Below are 15,724 nucleotides of genomic sequence, written 5' to 3'. Positions count from 1 at the left end.
CTAAATTATTTTAATTAAATGGGGAAGCAAGCTAATATTTCATCGCACTCTGAGAAGCACTCAGTTTGCCCTTCGAAATAAAGTTTGGGCTTATAAGCGAGATGGGCAAATGTTTCAAGAATACTTTTTTCCCAATCATATACCGCCCCTGCATTAGTGGATTTATATTCGGCAAGAACTTCGTATTGATAAGGCATACGGTGTTTTTGACGAAAACGCTCCTTTACACTATGCGTTGTTATTCCAACCTTATAAAATTCTTCCTCCTCGGAAAATATCCTTAATAGATAAAGGGTGCTTTCCCTATTGCCTACCATTTCAATCCAGCTTGAACGCCCAGTAATCCAGCCACAGGCGCGGCAACCGTAGCCAGTTAAATGATTAGCAGGAGTCTGTTTAAAAACCCCGTGTATAGGGCAAATTATTTCAACCTTTACTGAGGCACGTTGATAATCTACAAGACTGTAATCGAATTTTTCCCCGTGCACAGCTTGAGCATCCGCAATAAAGGCTTCTAAACTTTTTATTTGCGAGGGCCGGTTTAATAGGCTGCATGCTGGACAGCCGACCCCTTTTATGTGGGAGTCAGGTGTTTGGCTAAATACCCCATGCTCAGGACATATAATATCGACCTTGTTAACGCCGAGTGTGTACACCACCTGCGAGTAGTCATATTTATTTTCATGTGCAGCCCTTGCCCTAGCCAAGAAGATTTCTTTGCCCAAATGCTTCTTCTTTGCTGCTGAAGTAATTCCGCATAGTCTGCATCCATTACCGAATGTATGTGCAGTTGCTTGCTGGGTAAAAGCCCCGTGCTCAGGACAAATAATTGTCACCTTGGCAAGCGCACTTTTATAAACGACTTGCGAGTAGTCGTATTTATTGTCGTGTACCTCTTGGGCTTTGGCTATAAATTCAGCGGTAGTCAACTTGGCTGTGCCTGCGCACTTCCGACAACCTTGTCCGCCTAAGTGGCCGTTAGGGGTCTGCTCAAAGGCACCATGTTCAGGGCATATGATAAGGACTTTGCTAGAATTATTCTGGTATACCACCTGCGAATAATCGTATTTATTTCCGTGAAGGGAACAAGACCTTTTTATAAAGTCCGCCTCAGTAGTCCTTTTATTTATAATAGCACAAGCAGCGCACCCGCGGCCTCTTAGATGTCCGTTGGACTCCTGTTCAAATAGCCCATGTTCAGGACATATAATATTTACCTTGGTTACTCTATTGATATACACCGTTTGCGAGTAGTCATATTTATCTCCATGCACGGCCTGCGCCCTGGCTATAAATTCCTCTGTGGTTATAAGCTTTCTTCTACACGTATCGCATCCCTTTCCATCTAAATGCCCGTTAGGCTTTTGAGTAAAAGCCCCATGCTTGGGGCATATAATTTCTACCTTATCCTTGTTGCTTGTGTACTCGACTTGCGAGTAGTCGTATTTATTGCCGTGTATTGCGCGGGCTTTGGCTATAAACTCAGTGGTAGTCAGCTTAATTGTTCCCGCACACACACGGCATCCTCTCCCCCATAAATGACTGCTGGGAATCTGCTCAAACGCACCATGTTCAGGGCATATTATAATGACTTTGCTAGAGCTGGTTTGATACGCAACCTGCGAGTAGTTATACTTTTCGCCATGTAGTGCTTGCGCCTTGGCTATGAATTCCTCTGCGTTTGATTGCTTACCCATTACCCTATCTCTTTCCCGTTAAATACAACATCTAATATACTGCGGTGGTAGGTACCCACCTTCCCGTATCGAGCATCTGACACCGCGCCCACGGCAACACCGCGTAGGCGGCTTAATTCCGCTGCCCGCCGCCCGTAGTGCTGAGCTAACACCCCCGGCAACGCAACCTTCTGCAAGGTCGCGTATCCCATAATCGAGAAGTAGTCACTATCCGACGTGACAATGTGCGCGGCTAGTTCGGCCACCTGCCCTTCCAGGGCCAATATCCGCCCCTCGTTAGCAACGTTTTGTTGCGCCAGCATCAGTATCAGCTCCGAAGGGGATGAAGGCAAGGCAGGTGCGTTTCGGGCCTGTCGTTCGCACTCTATGAAGTAGCGCCGGGCCTGCCTGCCTTTCTCATTATTTTCCACCATTGCCAGCTCCTTCGCTGTGTCCAGCGTGAGAGCGTAATCGGTTGTCTGTCTGTTGGCTTCGCTTCTCCCTAAAATTATGGAGAAGTCTACACCCTCCTGAAAGTCATACTTTTCTAGTCGAGCCTTTGCCCACGTAGTAAAATCTTGCCGACTTTCTAAAAAGCCATGTAAGAGGCGGGCCGAAACGACCGGCCCGCCCTCACTTTGGTTAATTGGAATTAGCTGTTCCATCTTGCGTAACGTGCTTAAGAATGAAAGTCTGTTTAGGTAGCAGGGCTAGAATAGCCGCCGCATCGGTAAAGCATTCGGTATGGCCCGCGAAGGGCAGCAAAGGCTGATAAGTCTGAGCAGCTAAGGCAGTGTGTAGCCGCTTCTCTAAGTCCCATACTTGCCCCGCATTGTAGGAGCTAAAGCGGGCGAAGGTGCGCAGGGCGTAAGGCAGACTGAGTCGTGTAAAGCGAGAGGAAAAGCAGAACGTAATGCCCACCTTGTAGAAGGTTTCCCCGTTGCCTGTGAGGCGCACGACATACAGAGTCGCTTTTCTGCCTTTCTGTTGTGCTACCCACGCCGCCCGGCCTACGCCACGCGGGGCGCAGGCCGGGGTGTTGGTGGTAGGCATCCTAGCGAGCCGGAATGCTGTTGTAATGCGTTACCCGATACAGGGCAAAGCCGGGATTTTCCCACTCAAACACGCAGACAATGCCGTTCGCTCGATTATCCAATGTGAGCAGTAGTCCGTCGCCAGTGCCGGAGTGAGCCCGTTCTAGCCTCCCAACGTGCCACTCCCCACAAGGTCGGGACCAGATATATACACCAGCGGGAAATGAATCACCTTGCGGATGCCTGTCTATCACCACAGAGCAGCCAGCCGGAAAGCGCGGGGCCATTGCGGTAGTGTGAAATTCCACAAGGGTCTTTACTCGAACGTCCTCATATGACAGCGTTCGGGTAACCCACGGTAAGCCGGGTTCAGTCCAATAGCGTTCATCGTTGGGCGTATAGCCAAAGAGTGTAGCCGGGTAGCCTGCTTGTTTGGCGGCTTGTTCGTTTGGCGTAGGCTCCGCCTGAGAAGCCCCCGTAGGGGCTTCCTGATTGTGCAGATTCTCCATCTAATAGCAGGCTTAGGCGGTGGCTACTGACAGTTGGATATAGCTACCATCGGCAAAGCCAAGCTGTAGCGAGCCTTCGCGCTCCTGATACACACGGTACACATTACGGAACCAACGCTGTAGCTGTGGAATGCTTTCGCACTGATACACGCTGTCATTGGTCAACAGACGCTCTGTGTCGGTGAACAAATGCGGGTCAGATACTAGGCCTGTGATGTTGGCCCGCATAGCCTGCAAGGCGGCCTGCTGTTCGGCGGCGGCGGCTTTTACTTCTGCCTGCCGCTTGAGGAAGTTTGCCAGCGGGCCGGTGTAGGCGGAGAGGTGGGCGGCAACCGTTGCCGTGGTTGCTTTGGTGGTGGTTGCAGTTTGCATACCTTTGTAGTGTAGTTTAAGAAATAGCCCTTGCCGGGGCTGTTTTGGAAATCGGAGGTCAGCCCTTGCCGGGGCTGGCCTCTTTTGCTTTGTTGATGAATCAAATATAAGGCATTTTCTTATATAAGAAAATATACAAGACAATTATTTCTTATTTATTTTCTTACACATGGTAATGCATATGATATTTATATCTTTGCCTCACTATGGAAGATCAACCAAAGAAGGCAGGCCGCCCTACCAAAGACAAGTCACGACTGAAAAAAGGCCGTAGTTTGTCTTTTACTGATGCTGAGTATGCCGAACTGGGCAAGCAGGCGGCGGCGGCTAGCCTGGGTTTGAGCGAATACATTGTAGAGAAGCTTAATCTCAAGCAACGCCCCAACCTCTAAAAGCCTTATTACTCGCATTAGGCTCGCTGGCTAAGTAGCTATATTACCCGTATATAAAATGCAGCTGCGCACGGGCGAAATCAGTGTAATTAACTGATAAACAAATGTATATAACGGTTTCCATCCACCACCTAGTGGTGGTTTTCCTTCTTAATTTACAAAGAGGCACTACGCCAAAGAATTAACTTGACAATAAAATACTTTCTGATTATCACGCGCGTTTCCTTATTCTACTGTCTACGGATAATGCTACCCTTTTCGTGAATTGATTCAACTTTTTTAACCGCAGGCTTGTTATCGCCGTACACGTCTGTAACTTTACAGTCTGAAATCGCAACAGGCTTTTTCCTAAACCCACACGCTTTGACACCCAGTCAAAGCCCCATAACCGCCCCAATTATGCCTCCTGTAATTGACATACAGAAAGCCACCGAGCGCGTTAAAAATGGTACCGATGTTATCAGTAACATTTTGCGCATGAAGAAAGAAGCTCGTCAAGCCATTATCAATGGCAGCACGGAGCAACTGGGTGAGGCTGGCTTTAAAGTTGTTCCCTTCAATGCCCCAGCCGTATAGTATAACGGACAAACAGGGCATCGCTTATTTCACAGCTGACAATCAAGCAATCTACAAAGCCCTCTTTCTGCAAGTTTCGTTTTCGGGCGAACCGCAGCTAGAGGGCTTTATTGTTGACTTTAGTTTCGACAGAGATATAACGAACTGCCCCGATACAACACGTAGGGCAAAAGATGGCTCTTTCAAAAAAAGAGTTGGAAATAAGGACGAGAGGATACAGGCAACAGTTAAGCAAATCGTAAGTAGCTTTTTTGAGAGTAACCCCTATCACGTAGTTTACTTTACCTGCGAATCCATTGATAGCAAACATAGAGGTAGAATACATATGTTTGAGGAGTGGTATCGGGAACACCAGGACACATTCACTAAAGTGCCTTTTATTATTCCTGGAGGCATAGTAGACGAAGAGATAACACCGGATACGTATGGTGGTGCCATTTTCATGAAGTCGCATCCCTTACATGAGCTGATCTACAACTTTGTTAATAGTGAAGTTTTAGTCTACACTTCATCGAAATCCATGATGTTTAATTCCTAATAGGTAAACGCAAGCTGTAAAAGCAAAAGCCCCGGCTCACGTCGGGGCTTTTTCGTGCCCGCTAGTTAATCTGCGCGATGTAGCGCGCTAGCCGCGCAGATTAACGCGTAGAAAAAGACTTGCCGACTAGGCAGCTACACTGCAACAAAAGACCCACCTAACTAAGTGGGTCTTTTGTGTTTTTTCGCAGTTTTAAGAACCCTGTTTGGGGCGTTGCAACAAAGGTTAGTGCTATTCAGTGATACCTAGAATGTGTGCTGGTACCTTCACTGAGTCCTAAATACTTTCCTTCTTCTCTCCCATTCACCACACTCATGCAATGGTACTGGTATACCCCGATTCGGGAGGTTATTGCGACGTTGGCACTAACCAATCTGACCAATGCCAAGCAGTTGCTCTACGATGCTATTACCTGGGCCAACGCTGACCCAGCCGTTGATAATGCGGAAGTGATCAGCAAGGATGGCAAGTTCCGGTGCACGCAGTACGTAGCCTCAGCAGGTGGTATTCTGGGGGCAGTGCTCGCAGGTGGTACCGATCCTACGCCTACCGTTGCCGAGCTGGTAGCGCCATTCGCCATTGAGGAGATGACATCCTTATCGGATGGCAGTCCTGCAATGAAATTTACGGGCCCTTGGGATCCCCAAGGAGGGAATCCTGATTTCTCAAGTGGTGCGGCTAAACTTATCCATTCAGCAGGTGGGCTTACAATCCCATTCCGATCAACCACCACCGACCCCTTCCAATGGTTCTCGGTTGTAAATCCTGACCTAGGTCAAGCCGAGGGTCGCATGGATGGAGGTGCGTGGGTGCCAATTAGCTACGCCAATGCCTCTGCCGTTCGGGACAAGAAGATTTATGATTCTGGTCCCCTTACTGTCGGCAACCACACCTTTGAGCTGCGCTGGGTATCGGGTTACATCATTGCCGACCGGGCCCAGGTAGGCACCACGGTAGTTACTCCCGACCCACCCACTGGTGGCACCTTCTCCCCCGCCCAGACCCGTGGTCTGCATACCTATTTCAGCTACAAGCAAGGGGTAAACTTCGCTTCTAACGGAATAGATGTACTCTCCTGGCAGGCGGCGGCGGGCAACCGGACTATGACGCTCAATGCCGACAGGACCACAGCTGTAACCGCCGTGCCTAACAAAGGAATGCTCTTACAAGGGCAGGAGTTTTCCATGCCTTCTGTGTGGACGGGTGCGCAGGCCCGCACGCTGGTAGTCGTGTACGAAGACGACACCATAACAGGCGAGTTTGTGCACAGCATTGCCGGGCAGTCTGATTCCGGTGCAAACAACGGGACGTGGTTCATGCTGCAAAAGCGCACCCGCTACGTGGTGGGCGACCCCTATGTAGCGGGCTACGGCGCTGATGCAGGGGGCGGCAAAACAGCGCCTACCGCTGGTCGCAAGTTTGCTGCCGCTACCTACGATGGTACCACGCTACGCCTGTATGGCACGGTGGGGGGCACGGTTACGCTGCTAGATTCTAGCCAGGTAACACTCAATACAACGGGCACTCTTTTCCGAGTTGGTCGGGATGTGCAGCATGGGACCAACGACCCAGCGGGAGGCGTGTTCAACACCGCCATGCAGGGGTATGTGCCTTACGTTGTCAATACAACCGAAGCCAATACCCTAGCCGAACTACAGCAGCTAGCCGACTTCTTCGCTGCTAATTGAAAACTTGAAAGCCCTGCCCATCCGGCGGGGCTTTTTTGTGCCTGCCACCAACCTAGTTACGTTTTCAGCAGCCGAGTTGCGTTTTGAGCCGAGCGCGTTTGCGGGCCTAGGGTAAGGGTCAGACCTTCAAGGCATGCAAATCTTCTCCCAGGCGTTTGTCTTGCAACTACAACCCGCTTGCCCAGGCCAGGGCGTGTACCTGCGCTGGCTGTCACCCCTAGGCAACTGGGAAGGCTGGCTGTTCGAAGGCGACATAGACCACACCACGACGCCCGAGGCGGGCAGCGTGTTCCGCCCCGCAGGCAGTGCGGCCCAGGTGCTGCAGCGGCCCGGCATACAGAAGCAGCTGCTCCGGGCGGGCAACCTGCTGCCTGGTCAGTGGGATGGACTAAGTACGCTGCTCACCAGCCCGCAGGTGTACAGGCAGGATGAGACCGGCACGCTGACGCCCGTAACGGTCATCGCCGGCCCGGCTACGCGCAGCTCATCGGAGACGCGCACCGAGTTTGATGTTGAGCTTGACCTAGGAGCACTCAACCCGCTAACGCGCATCTGATGGCGGCTTCTTTGATATTAGCCGATGGCCAGCGCTTGCCAGTTGCCGCGGATAGCCGGGTAGGCTTGACGGTGCAGGCCAATGATATTCTGAAAACTAGCTCGGTACAGTCGGACTACAGCAACACGCTCACCCTGGCTGACACGCCTGAAGTGCGCGCGGCAATGGAGCAAGCCCAGCACGGCATGAGCCTATCGGAGGTGCCCTATGCTCAACTGCCTTGTACCTTGGAAACCAGCGCCACCGAGGTGCTGCCCAACGCGGTGGCCATCGTGGAGCAGCATGAAACCGGCAAGGGCTTCGAAGCGCAGGTACTAGGGGGCAATAAGAATTTCTACGCGGCCATCGAGGGCAAGAAGCTGCGGGAGCTGGCTTTCAACTACAACACCGAGCACGACTGGGTGCTGCAGGCTGCGGTAGTAGGTGCAGGCCATAGTGATTACAGCCACGTCTACATCTACGACCTCTACGACCGGGGCAAGGGTGGCACTGCCGACAGCGATACCGTGCGCCTGTGGGAAGATGAGCTATTGCCCAGCGTGTACGCGCGGGCCGTGTGGCAGCAGATATTTGATGAAGCCCGCTTCAAGTGGGCTGGCCCCATGCCCAGCCTGTTTGACCGGTTAGTGCTGCCTACAGCCTCAGCGCTGGGCTACAGTGAAGACTTCCGAAAGTCGCGTAGGCTGCTGGCGGGCATCGATCACGCCGGCGGCAAGAACACTGACAGTGGCCGGCCCTACGAAGGCCGGCCCGAGGTGCAACGGGTGGTGCCGTTTGATTACACGGCCGCCCGCTACGGCTACGTGGCGCCGACGGCTGCGCTGGTCTGGAATCCTCAAGCCCATAGCTGGAAGGCCTTGGAGCCCTGCTACGTGAACGTGTCGGGCAGTGTGACCGTGAACCTGCAAAACCCCTATGGCAGCTCCCAGGCCCAGCTCTTTACCTACGTCAATGGCCAGGAGATTGGCGGCGGGCCGATTGTGGAGAGTAAGAAGGGCGCGGATAGCACCTATGTTACAGCCACCACTAATGCCAGCAAGCTGCTACTCAAGGCAGGCGATACCATCACGCTCAAGATCAAGCTCAACAAGGCCAAGGCTGGCATCTACGGTACCCACAAGTGGGGCTATGAGATGTTTACGGGGGCCGTGTATGTCATGGAAGGCAACCCCTTGCCACTGGATTCTTTCAGCGTAGAGGTGCTGGCTGACTTTCCACCTGGGGGCCGGGTACGGGTGCAGGATCTGCTGCCCGATATGACCCAAAAGGACTTCGTGAAAGGCCTCATTGGCCTGTTTGGCCTGACCCAGCAGACCGACCCGTACACGCGCCTGATCACCTTCACGCCTACGGGGCCCGCGCTGCAGCAGAATGCCCCAAATGCGCCTGATTGGAGCCATAAACTAGACAGCAGCCAGCCTGCGCCACGGCTGTTTCACCTCTCCGGACAGGCCCAGCAGAACTGGTTCCGCTGGAAAGAGGATGATACCAACCCAGAATCGGCCAAAGAGCTTGGCGATGGCATGCTGCCGTGTGCCGATAGCACCTTAGAGGCCAAGCGGGATGCCTTGGTGTTGCCGTGGGCAGCCACGACCACCGGCCCCAATGGTTTGCTCTTACTGCCCGTGTACAAAGCTCGAGTGGGCACCGTCTCGGTAGAGCAGCAATTCGATAAGCAGAGCCCCGCGCCCAGGCTCGTGGTGCAGACTGGCCAAACCCGACTAGTGAAGCTCACCGACGGGAAGACTACCGAAACCATCCGGCCGCTCATTACCACGTTCGGCGGGCTGGATTTTGCCAGTTCACTGCTGCCCGCCTACTACACGCACTTGGCTGCGGCCTACCGACGGCCTCTGGTGCTGAAGCCCTCGGTGCACCTACTGCCCCCTGAGGTAACGGACTTCAACCAGCTGCAGCCCGTGTGGCTGGAAGCCGAGGGTGCCATTTTTTACGCAAATAAACTCGATAACTGGGAGGAAGATCAGGCCTCTACGGTGGTCGAACTCATTCGCCTGACCTACTAAGCCATGGCCGACCAAACTGAAAAGGTCTTATTTGAAATCCGGCTGGGGGCCGAGCAGCTCAAAGCCGAGAGCGATGCCGTCCGGAAGAAGCAGGCCGAACTGGCTACGGCCATTGCCGCAACGCGCACTGAGCAGAAGCTGCTGGTGCAGGACTTCAAGACGGGCACCAAGAGCGAAGAGGAGTACGGCGTAGCGGCCCAAGCCCTGAGCGAACGGCTACGCGCCCAGACCAAAGAGCAGGCCGCCGCCACCAAGCAGCTCGAAAGCCTAACCAAGGTGGGCAACGAAGCCGAGGGCTCTATCAACCAACTGCGGGCTGAGCTGGCTCTTACTACCGCGTCCTACAATGCCCTCAGCAAAGAGGAGCGGGAAAACTCGGAAGCGGGTAAGGCCCTGCAGCTGCGCACCCGTGCTATCAGTGATGAGCTGAAAGAGCTGGAATCGGCTGTTGGGGACAACCGCCGTAACGTAGGCAACTACTCGGGCAGCCTGCAGCAGCTGGTAAAGGAGATGGTCAAGCTCCAGGCTCAGGAAAAGAACCTGGCGGAAGGCTCTAAGGAACTAGCTCAGAATCAGCAGCGCCAAATCGGCTTCCAGATTGCCGCGCAGAAGGCAGCGGCCCAGGCAGGTCAATCATACGAGGAAGCCGAGAAGACCATTACCAACTACGCCAAGGCTATCCGCCCGGCTGTAGAGAACCTGGTAGCTTTGGAGTCTGAGCAGGCCCGCATCGTAGAAACCGGCGACCAGTCATCAGAAGCTTACCGTAAGATTGGCTTTCAGATTGCTGCAGCCAACCAGAAGCTACAGGAAGCCAAGCCGGCTACTGAGTCGTTCACTGGTGCTCTGGTAGAAGCTGCTGGGGAAACTGAACTGTTAGGCGGTGCTGTGCAGAAGGCTACAGGAATTCAGGAAAAATACGTGCAGGTGCAGAACCTAGTACGCTTGGCCATGGGCGCCAGCACGGGGGCAGCCAAGATTCTGAAAGTGGCGTTGGCAGCTACTGGAATAGGGCTAATACTAGTAGCGCTTACCGCATTAGTTACTTACTTCACCCAGACCGCTGAGGGTGGGCGCATTCTGGAGCAATCATTAGCTCAAGTAGGCGCTACTATCGACGTGCTGACCGACCGTATCGGTACGTTCGGTAAGGCCGTGTTTCAATTCTTCAGTGGCGACTTCGAGCAGGCAGCCCAAACGGCGAAGGCTAGCTTCCGAGGCGTAGGCGACGAAATTCAGCGGGAAACTAAGCTAGCCCTCGATCTATCGAAAGCCCGGCAGCAGTTGGAGCGCGACCAGGCCAACAACATTGCTACCAATAAGCGTCTGCTCAACGATGTGGAGCGGCTGAAAAACATCCGCGATGATGAGAATAACAGCTTGGCCGTGCGCAACAAGGCCAATGATGATGCTTACAAAATTGAGCTGAAGCGGCAGAACACGCTGGCGGATCTGGCTAAGCGCAACCTCGACATCATTAAGCAGGATATCGAGCGACGGGGTGGCGATGCCAAGGCTACCGTAGAGCAGCTACGGCAACGTGGAGAGGCCGAAAACGAGTACTACGATATTCTGGAGGATAGTGCGGGGAAGCAAAACGAGCTCATCACCAACCGCTTTGCTTTGCAAAAGGAAGCTGAGGAGAAGCTACGCAAGCTGCGGCAGGACTTCCTGAATCTGGAAATAGCGCAGATCGATGCGCGCCTGGCGAAGGTCGTAGTTGGCAGCAATCAGGAGCTTGCTCTAGAGAAAGATAAGTTAGCCAAGCAACGGGCCCTGGCTCTGTCGGAAGCAGACCTGACGGCCAGCCAGAAAAAGGCCATTGAGGTCAAGTATCGTAGTGATATTGAGCAACTCGATCGGGAGCACTTGCAGAAGCTACGTCAGCAAGCTGCTGCGGCTCAGCAGACCGCCGTAGCTACCCAGCTAGCCCGCGCCCGCGAAGGCAGCCAGGAAGAGTTTGCGCTGAAGGCGGAAGCAGTACAGGCCCAGCTCACGGTAGCCATTGCGGGCATTGATACCCGCCAGAGCAAAGAAGATCAGGCCGCGGCGGAAGACAAGCTCCGGGCCGAGGCTACGAAGCAAACGGCTGAGTTGGAGTTTCAGCAGTCGCTGGCCAACCTCGACACGTTCCTCGCCCAGCAGCGCACCCTGACCAATCAACAGTACGCCGATGGGCAGCTCACCAAGGCCCAGCACGAAGCGGCCCTTGCTGCTATTGAACGGGCCGGGCAGGAAAGCCGCATTGTGACCTTGCAGGACTACGGCCGCACCACCACGAGCGAAGAGGAAGCTCAGAGCCAGCAGCGGGTGCAGGCAGCCGAAACCGAGGTAGAACGCAAGCGGGCTATTGCCGACCAGGAAGTGCAGGTGCGCCTGGCCGTAGTCGATGCCGTGCAGGACGGGACCGATACTATCATCAGCCTGTTTGGCGAAGAAAGCGCAGCCGGGCAAGCGGCGCTGGCCTTGAAGAAAGCCGCGGCCATTGCCGAGATCGAAATCAACCTGATGAAGGAAATTTCGGCTATCAATGCCAATGCCGCCGCTAACCCGCTCAACATTCCCACGGCTGGTATTGCCGGCATTTCCCAGTCCGCTCTTCTCACGGGTATTGCCATTGCCAAGGCTGCTTTTGCTACGGCCAAGGTGCTGGCCTTCGCCGAAGGCGGCGTGCTCTCGGGCCCCAGCCACGGGCAGGGTGGCATTCCGTTTACGGTGGCTGGGCGCCCTGGCTTCGAAGCCGAGGGCGACGAAATCATTCTCACCAAGGGCGTGCACCGCAATCCCGTACTGCGGCCATTTGCCAGCCTGCTCAATATGCTGGGGGGAGGTAAGCCCTTGTACCGCGACCCGATGCCGACACAGCTAATGGCCCGTTATGCTGAGGGTGGCGTAGTGCGCTACGATGCCAGCTATATGGCCGCGATGGCTGGGCGTAGTGGTGGTAGTCAGATTGATTATCAGGAGTTAGCACGTTCGGTAGCTCAGGAGTTGGGACCAGTTTTCTATGAGGCTAATAAAGCTTTGCCCCGTCCTGTGACTGTGCTTTCCGAACTCCGAGAGAAACAAGATAAAGTAGCTAGAAACGAAGCCCGCGCCGACTCATGAGAGTAATCGACATTCTGAATAAACTAGAAGAGGGAGGCCATCTAACCTCCCTCTACCAAGCTGGGGTAATCAACCTCAAGGCCTTTAGCCAGCGGGATATTTACCTGCGCTGGCAGACCCTGAAAGCCTCTCTTCGCTTCAGCCAAGACAATGCCGGCGCCGTGCGCAAAGTCGCGGAGGAAATGGAGGTGTCCGTTCCCTCTGTGTACCGGGCCATTGCGGGCATGGAAAAGGCCGCGGCCTAGGCTACAGCTTCACCTGCACTTGCATGGCTACGTGCGGCTTCGTACCCTTCTGCTCACCCCAGTAATGCAGAGGCGTGAAGCTTGTTTGATCGGCCCGCACTTTGCCGACGCTTTTGCCATCCGCGAAAATTTCTGCTTCTAAGTACTCCCCTGGTTGTGGTAGCGGATACAGGTTTTGTGCCCCGGAGTTGTAGTTGACGACCAAGTAGTACGTCTGCCCATCTTCCAAGGGGCCCAAGTTGTAGCGTTGCGTACCTGGCTCCATATCCTTGCGCCAATAAATGCTCTTGTGTCGAGCCTTGGCCGTTTCGTAAATAGAGTAGTCAAGCAAAAAGGCAGTACACTCGCCCGGCCCTTTCCCCACATTCGTCGTTTGAATTTCTACGGGAATCAGCTTGCGCGCTATGGGTGCCTGTTTGGCCGTGGTGGCACAGCCGTTGAGTAGCAGTAGGCCTGCCAGAGCAGCCAGTTGGAAGTAGGATTGCATCGGGCTAAGAATAGGCTAAGTAGTAAAACGCCCTTAAGATAACTTCCTGTATCAGAATGGTGATACAATAGCCCAACTTTCGCGGAATAGTCCTAGCACCTTCGTGGCATGTCCGAAGCGAAGGTTCTTATTAGCGGTCCGATTGTAGGCAGTGCCAGTGAGGCGGGTAATACCTACCCCTATACCATGCTGGAAGATGTCATCATGCAGCTCGAATGGCAGAAGCCATTTGACTCGGTGCGAGTGACCATCAATTCCGAAGGTGGGCGGGTAGATAAAGGCCTGGGCATTTATGACCACTTACGTAGCCTGGGCCCGGACATCACGGTAACTACCGAGGCCATTGGCCAGTGCTCCAGCATTGCCACCATTATCCTGCTGGCGGGTTCGCGCCGCTTAATTCACGAGCATACCGAGTGCCTGATTCACTTGCCCCGTGGTGGGTGCGACTGGGCTACCGCTGCCGAGGCGCAGCAGTGGGCCAACGACATGGCCGCTTGTCAGCAGCAACTGATTGATATAAGCGCCGAACGCACGGGCCAGCCTGCCGACGTGATTGCGGCCCGCATGGCCGAAGAAAAGCTGGTAACGCCCGAAGATATGGTGGCCCTCGGCTTTGCCACACTGGTGCTCAAGCCAGTAACGGCCCTTGCTACGCTGCCGATCAAGGCGGCTTCCTCTGCTTCCTCTGCTTCTTCTTCCACCGATGATACGCCCAACTGGGCGCAAACCCTCATGTCTAAATTTAACGCGGCCCTCGCCTTGATGACTGCTGCCGTTTCTGGTGCCAGCAAACCCGCCATCGCCCAAGCTTCTACTACCGCACCTGTTGCCCTCGCAGTAGAGTCTGATAAAGGTGAGCTCACCATTGACACTGGTGATCGGGATGCCTACCAAGTAGGCGACAAAGTAACGGGTGCAGATTCGCCCAACGACCCGATTGCCGATGGTGACTACGTGCTGACCGATGGCAACACCATCACCGTAGCCGCGGAGCTTATTACTGTCATCACCCCCACAGTGGATGCCAGTGCTACCGCCTCTGCTGATCAGGACGCTGCCATGACGCAAGTGCTGACGGCTATCACCAATCTGGCCAATGAGGTGAAGACGATCAAGGAAACCCAGGCCAGCACCGCCCGCCGCATTAACACCATTGCCGCTGCTACAGGTAGCCAGGGTGTGGTAGAGCCCGACACCGTCATCACGGCTTCCCAGCAGGGCAAAATGCAGATCATAGCTACCGGCCAGTCAGCGGCTGACCGCCGGGCCGAAAAGCAAAAGCAAAACCGTCGCCTGTAATCCAGGCCCGCTTCTTTCAACCTCTTATTTCACACGACTACAGCCATGGCTGACAAGATTCTGGATTACGCCTGGGTGACGGGTAACGCGCCCTTCTACGGCCCGGAAGAGTTCCGTGCCTTCATTCTCAAGTTCATTCAGGAAGATCCTGAGCTCAACGCCATCATGGTGATTGAGGATGGCATCAAAGCCAAGATGGACGTGCCCTTCGTGGGCCGCTTCGAGAAGGTAACGCACCTCGACCCCGGTTGCGGCGCGCAGCCTACCACGCCCCGTATTCCCTTCGACAAGCTGACCTGGGACCCCATGCCCATGCTGGCCTGGATCAAGGAATGCGCCACCGACCTGGACCGCACCTTCATGGCCTGGGGTCTGGATGTAGGCTACAAACGAGATGATCTGCAAAATGCGCTCATCAAGATCAAAACCGGCAACCTGGTACCAGGCGACGCCGGTACTGAGCAGACGGTAGACTACTGGAATGAGTTCGTGCAGGATATGTTCATTAGCGCTATCCGCCGCGACATCTACCGCTTCGCCCTGCTGGGCAATAAGGCCATCACGGCAGCTCAGCTCACGAAGGGCGCCGATGACGTGAAAAACTACAACGCCGTAGATGGCGCTTTCACCCAGGTGATTGCTGCCGGTGCGGAGAACCGCGCCTACGAAATCACGGCTAACCAGTCGGCTGATCAGGAGCTGCCCGCCGGCGAGTCCTACAAAATTTTCAAGGCGCTCGACAACGCGGCCGAAGGCGATCTGGAAGACGCTGACGATAAGGTGTTGCTGGTCACCAGCTCCATTGCCAAGAACTGGCAGGACTACCGCGAGTCGAATGACAAGGTTCAGGTGAGCTGGGAGCTGCAGGAGGGCCGCTTGGTGGCGCCCACCTTCCGCGACATTCCGATCATCAAGATCAAGGACCTTGACAAGCTTCTGAAGTCTGACTTCAAGCTGAACGGCAAAATCGACTTGCCCCACCGGGCCATCCTGACCACGCGCCGCAACCTGCGCGCGGGCTTCGATAGCTACGATGCCGCTACGGAGGTCGATGCCTTCTATGACCGCAAAGACCGCGAAACGCACCTGCGCGCCATGTTCAAGATGGACGTGAAGGTGATGAGCTCGGACTTGATGCTGGCTGCCTACTAAGCCTATCCTAGATGAAAACGCCCCGGCCACTTAGGTCGGGGCCATTCTTCACACTCATTTCATAG

General features: G+C 54.4%; 15 protein-coding genes. 10 read left to right on the top strand and 5 right to left on the bottom strand.

Going from position 1 to position 15,724, the window contains the following annotated elements; genetic code table 11:
- Nucleotides 1-14: 14 nt before the first annotated feature.
- The 4 genes from EU556_RS08145 to EU556_RS08130 form a co-directional block, all read right to left on the bottom strand.
- Nucleotides 15-1,697 carry a GIY-YIG nuclease family protein gene (locus EU556_RS08145; RefSeq protein ID WP_135433055.1) on the bottom strand — a complete coding sequence of 561 codons (1,683 nt, stop codon included), beginning with the start codon at nucleotides 1,695-1,697 and terminating at the stop codon, nucleotides 15-17.
- The gene (locus EU556_RS08140; RefSeq protein WP_135433053.1) at nucleotides 1,697-2,341 is read right to left on the bottom strand and encodes an antA/AntB antirepressor family protein; all 645 of its coding nucleotides are present in this window, start codon (nucleotides 2,339-2,341) and stop codon (nucleotides 1,697-1,699) included. Before EU556_RS08140 ends, EU556_RS08145 begins: the two co-directional genes overlap by 1 nt.
- Entirely contained in the window at nucleotides 2,319-2,729 is a 411-nt protein-coding gene (locus EU556_RS08135; RefSeq protein WP_135433051.1) for a GIY-YIG nuclease family protein, read from the bottom strand. Before EU556_RS08135 ends, EU556_RS08140 begins: the two co-directional genes overlap by 23 nt.
- Nucleotides 2,730-3,231: 502 nt before the next feature.
- Nucleotides 3,232-3,591, bottom strand: a complete 360-nt coding sequence (locus EU556_RS08130; protein ID WP_135433049.1) for a hypothetical protein — start codon at nucleotides 3,589-3,591, stop codon at nucleotides 3,232-3,234.
- Between the two features lie 206 nt (nucleotides 3,592-3,797).
- Between EU556_RS08130 and EU556_RS08125 the strand changes: the two genes are divergently transcribed.
- The 8 genes from EU556_RS08125 to EU556_RS08095 all read left to right on the top strand — a co-directional run bounded on the left by EU556_RS08125 (nucleotide 3,798) and on the right by EU556_RS08095 (nucleotide 12,718).
- A complete protein-coding gene (locus EU556_RS08125) occupies nucleotides 3,798-3,983 on the top strand; it encodes a hypothetical protein (protein WP_135433047.1) in 186 nt (61 codons plus the stop codon).
- Between the two features lie 399 nt (nucleotides 3,984-4,382).
- The gene (locus EU556_RS26010) at nucleotides 4,383-4,559 is read left to right on the top strand and encodes a hypothetical protein (protein WP_167855504.1); all 177 of its coding nucleotides are present in this window, start codon (nucleotides 4,383-4,385) and stop codon (nucleotides 4,557-4,559) included.
- Complete coding sequence (locus EU556_RS08120) at nucleotides 4,543-5,097, top strand: DUF6169 family protein (protein ID WP_135433045.1); 555 nt, start codon at nucleotides 4,543-4,545, stop codon at nucleotides 5,095-5,097. Before EU556_RS26010 ends, EU556_RS08120 begins: the two co-directional genes overlap by 17 nt.
- Nucleotides 5,098-5,411: 314 nt before the next feature.
- The gene (locus EU556_RS08115) at nucleotides 5,412-6,785 is read left to right on the top strand and encodes a hypothetical protein (RefSeq protein WP_135433043.1); all 1,374 of its coding nucleotides are present in this window, start codon (nucleotides 5,412-5,414) and stop codon (nucleotides 6,783-6,785) included.
- Nucleotides 6,786-6,918: 133 nt separating this feature from the next.
- Nucleotides 6,919-7,341 (top strand): hypothetical protein, encoded by a 423-nt coding sequence (locus tag EU556_RS08110; protein WP_135433041.1) that lies wholly within the window; start codon nucleotides 6,919-6,921, stop codon nucleotides 7,339-7,341.
- The gene (locus EU556_RS08105) at nucleotides 7,341-9,365 is read left to right on the top strand and encodes a hypothetical protein (RefSeq protein WP_135433039.1); all 2,025 of its coding nucleotides are present in this window, start codon (nucleotides 7,341-7,343) and stop codon (nucleotides 9,363-9,365) included. The genes EU556_RS08110 and EU556_RS08105 overlap by 1 nt, the downstream gene beginning before the upstream one ends.
- 3 nt (nucleotides 9,366-9,368) lie before the next feature.
- Nucleotides 9,369-12,473, top strand: a complete 3,105-nt coding sequence (locus EU556_RS08100) for a coiled-coil domain-containing protein (protein ID WP_135433037.1) — start codon at nucleotides 9,369-9,371, stop codon at nucleotides 12,471-12,473.
- Nucleotides 12,470-12,718 carry a hypothetical protein gene (locus tag EU556_RS08095; RefSeq protein ID WP_135433035.1) on the top strand — a complete coding sequence of 83 codons (249 nt, stop codon included), beginning with the start codon at nucleotides 12,470-12,472 and terminating at the stop codon, nucleotides 12,716-12,718. Before EU556_RS08100 ends, EU556_RS08095 begins: the two co-directional genes overlap by 4 nt.
- A 1-nt stretch (nucleotide 12,719) precedes the next feature.
- Here the strand turns inward: EU556_RS08095 and EU556_RS08090 are convergent, their stop codons facing one another.
- Nucleotides 12,720-13,205 (bottom strand): hypothetical protein, encoded by a 486-nt coding sequence (locus EU556_RS08090; RefSeq protein WP_135433033.1) that lies wholly within the window; start codon nucleotides 13,203-13,205, stop codon nucleotides 12,720-12,722.
- 108 nt (nucleotides 13,206-13,313) lie between these two features.
- Between EU556_RS08090 and EU556_RS08085 the strand changes: the two genes are divergently transcribed.
- Both EU556_RS08085 and EU556_RS08080 read left to right on the top strand, forming a co-directional pair.
- Nucleotides 13,314-14,507 carry a ClpP family protease gene (locus tag EU556_RS08085; RefSeq protein ID WP_135433031.1) on the top strand — a complete coding sequence of 398 codons (1,194 nt, stop codon included), beginning with the start codon at nucleotides 13,314-13,316 and terminating at the stop codon, nucleotides 14,505-14,507.
- Between the two features lie 45 nt (nucleotides 14,508-14,552).
- A complete protein-coding gene (locus EU556_RS08080; protein WP_135433029.1) occupies nucleotides 14,553-15,659 on the top strand; it encodes a hypothetical protein in 1,107 nt (368 codons plus the stop codon).
- Nucleotides 15,660-15,724 lie beyond the last annotated feature (65 nt).

Origin of the sequence: Hymenobacter fodinae, from assembly GCF_004745825.1 — a bacterium.
Lineage (GTDB): Bacteria > Bacteroidota > Bacteroidia > Cytophagales > Hymenobacteraceae > Hymenobacter > Hymenobacter fodinae.
Note: the sequence above shows the minus strand (reverse complement) of the source record. Positions and strands in the feature narration are given on the sequence as shown.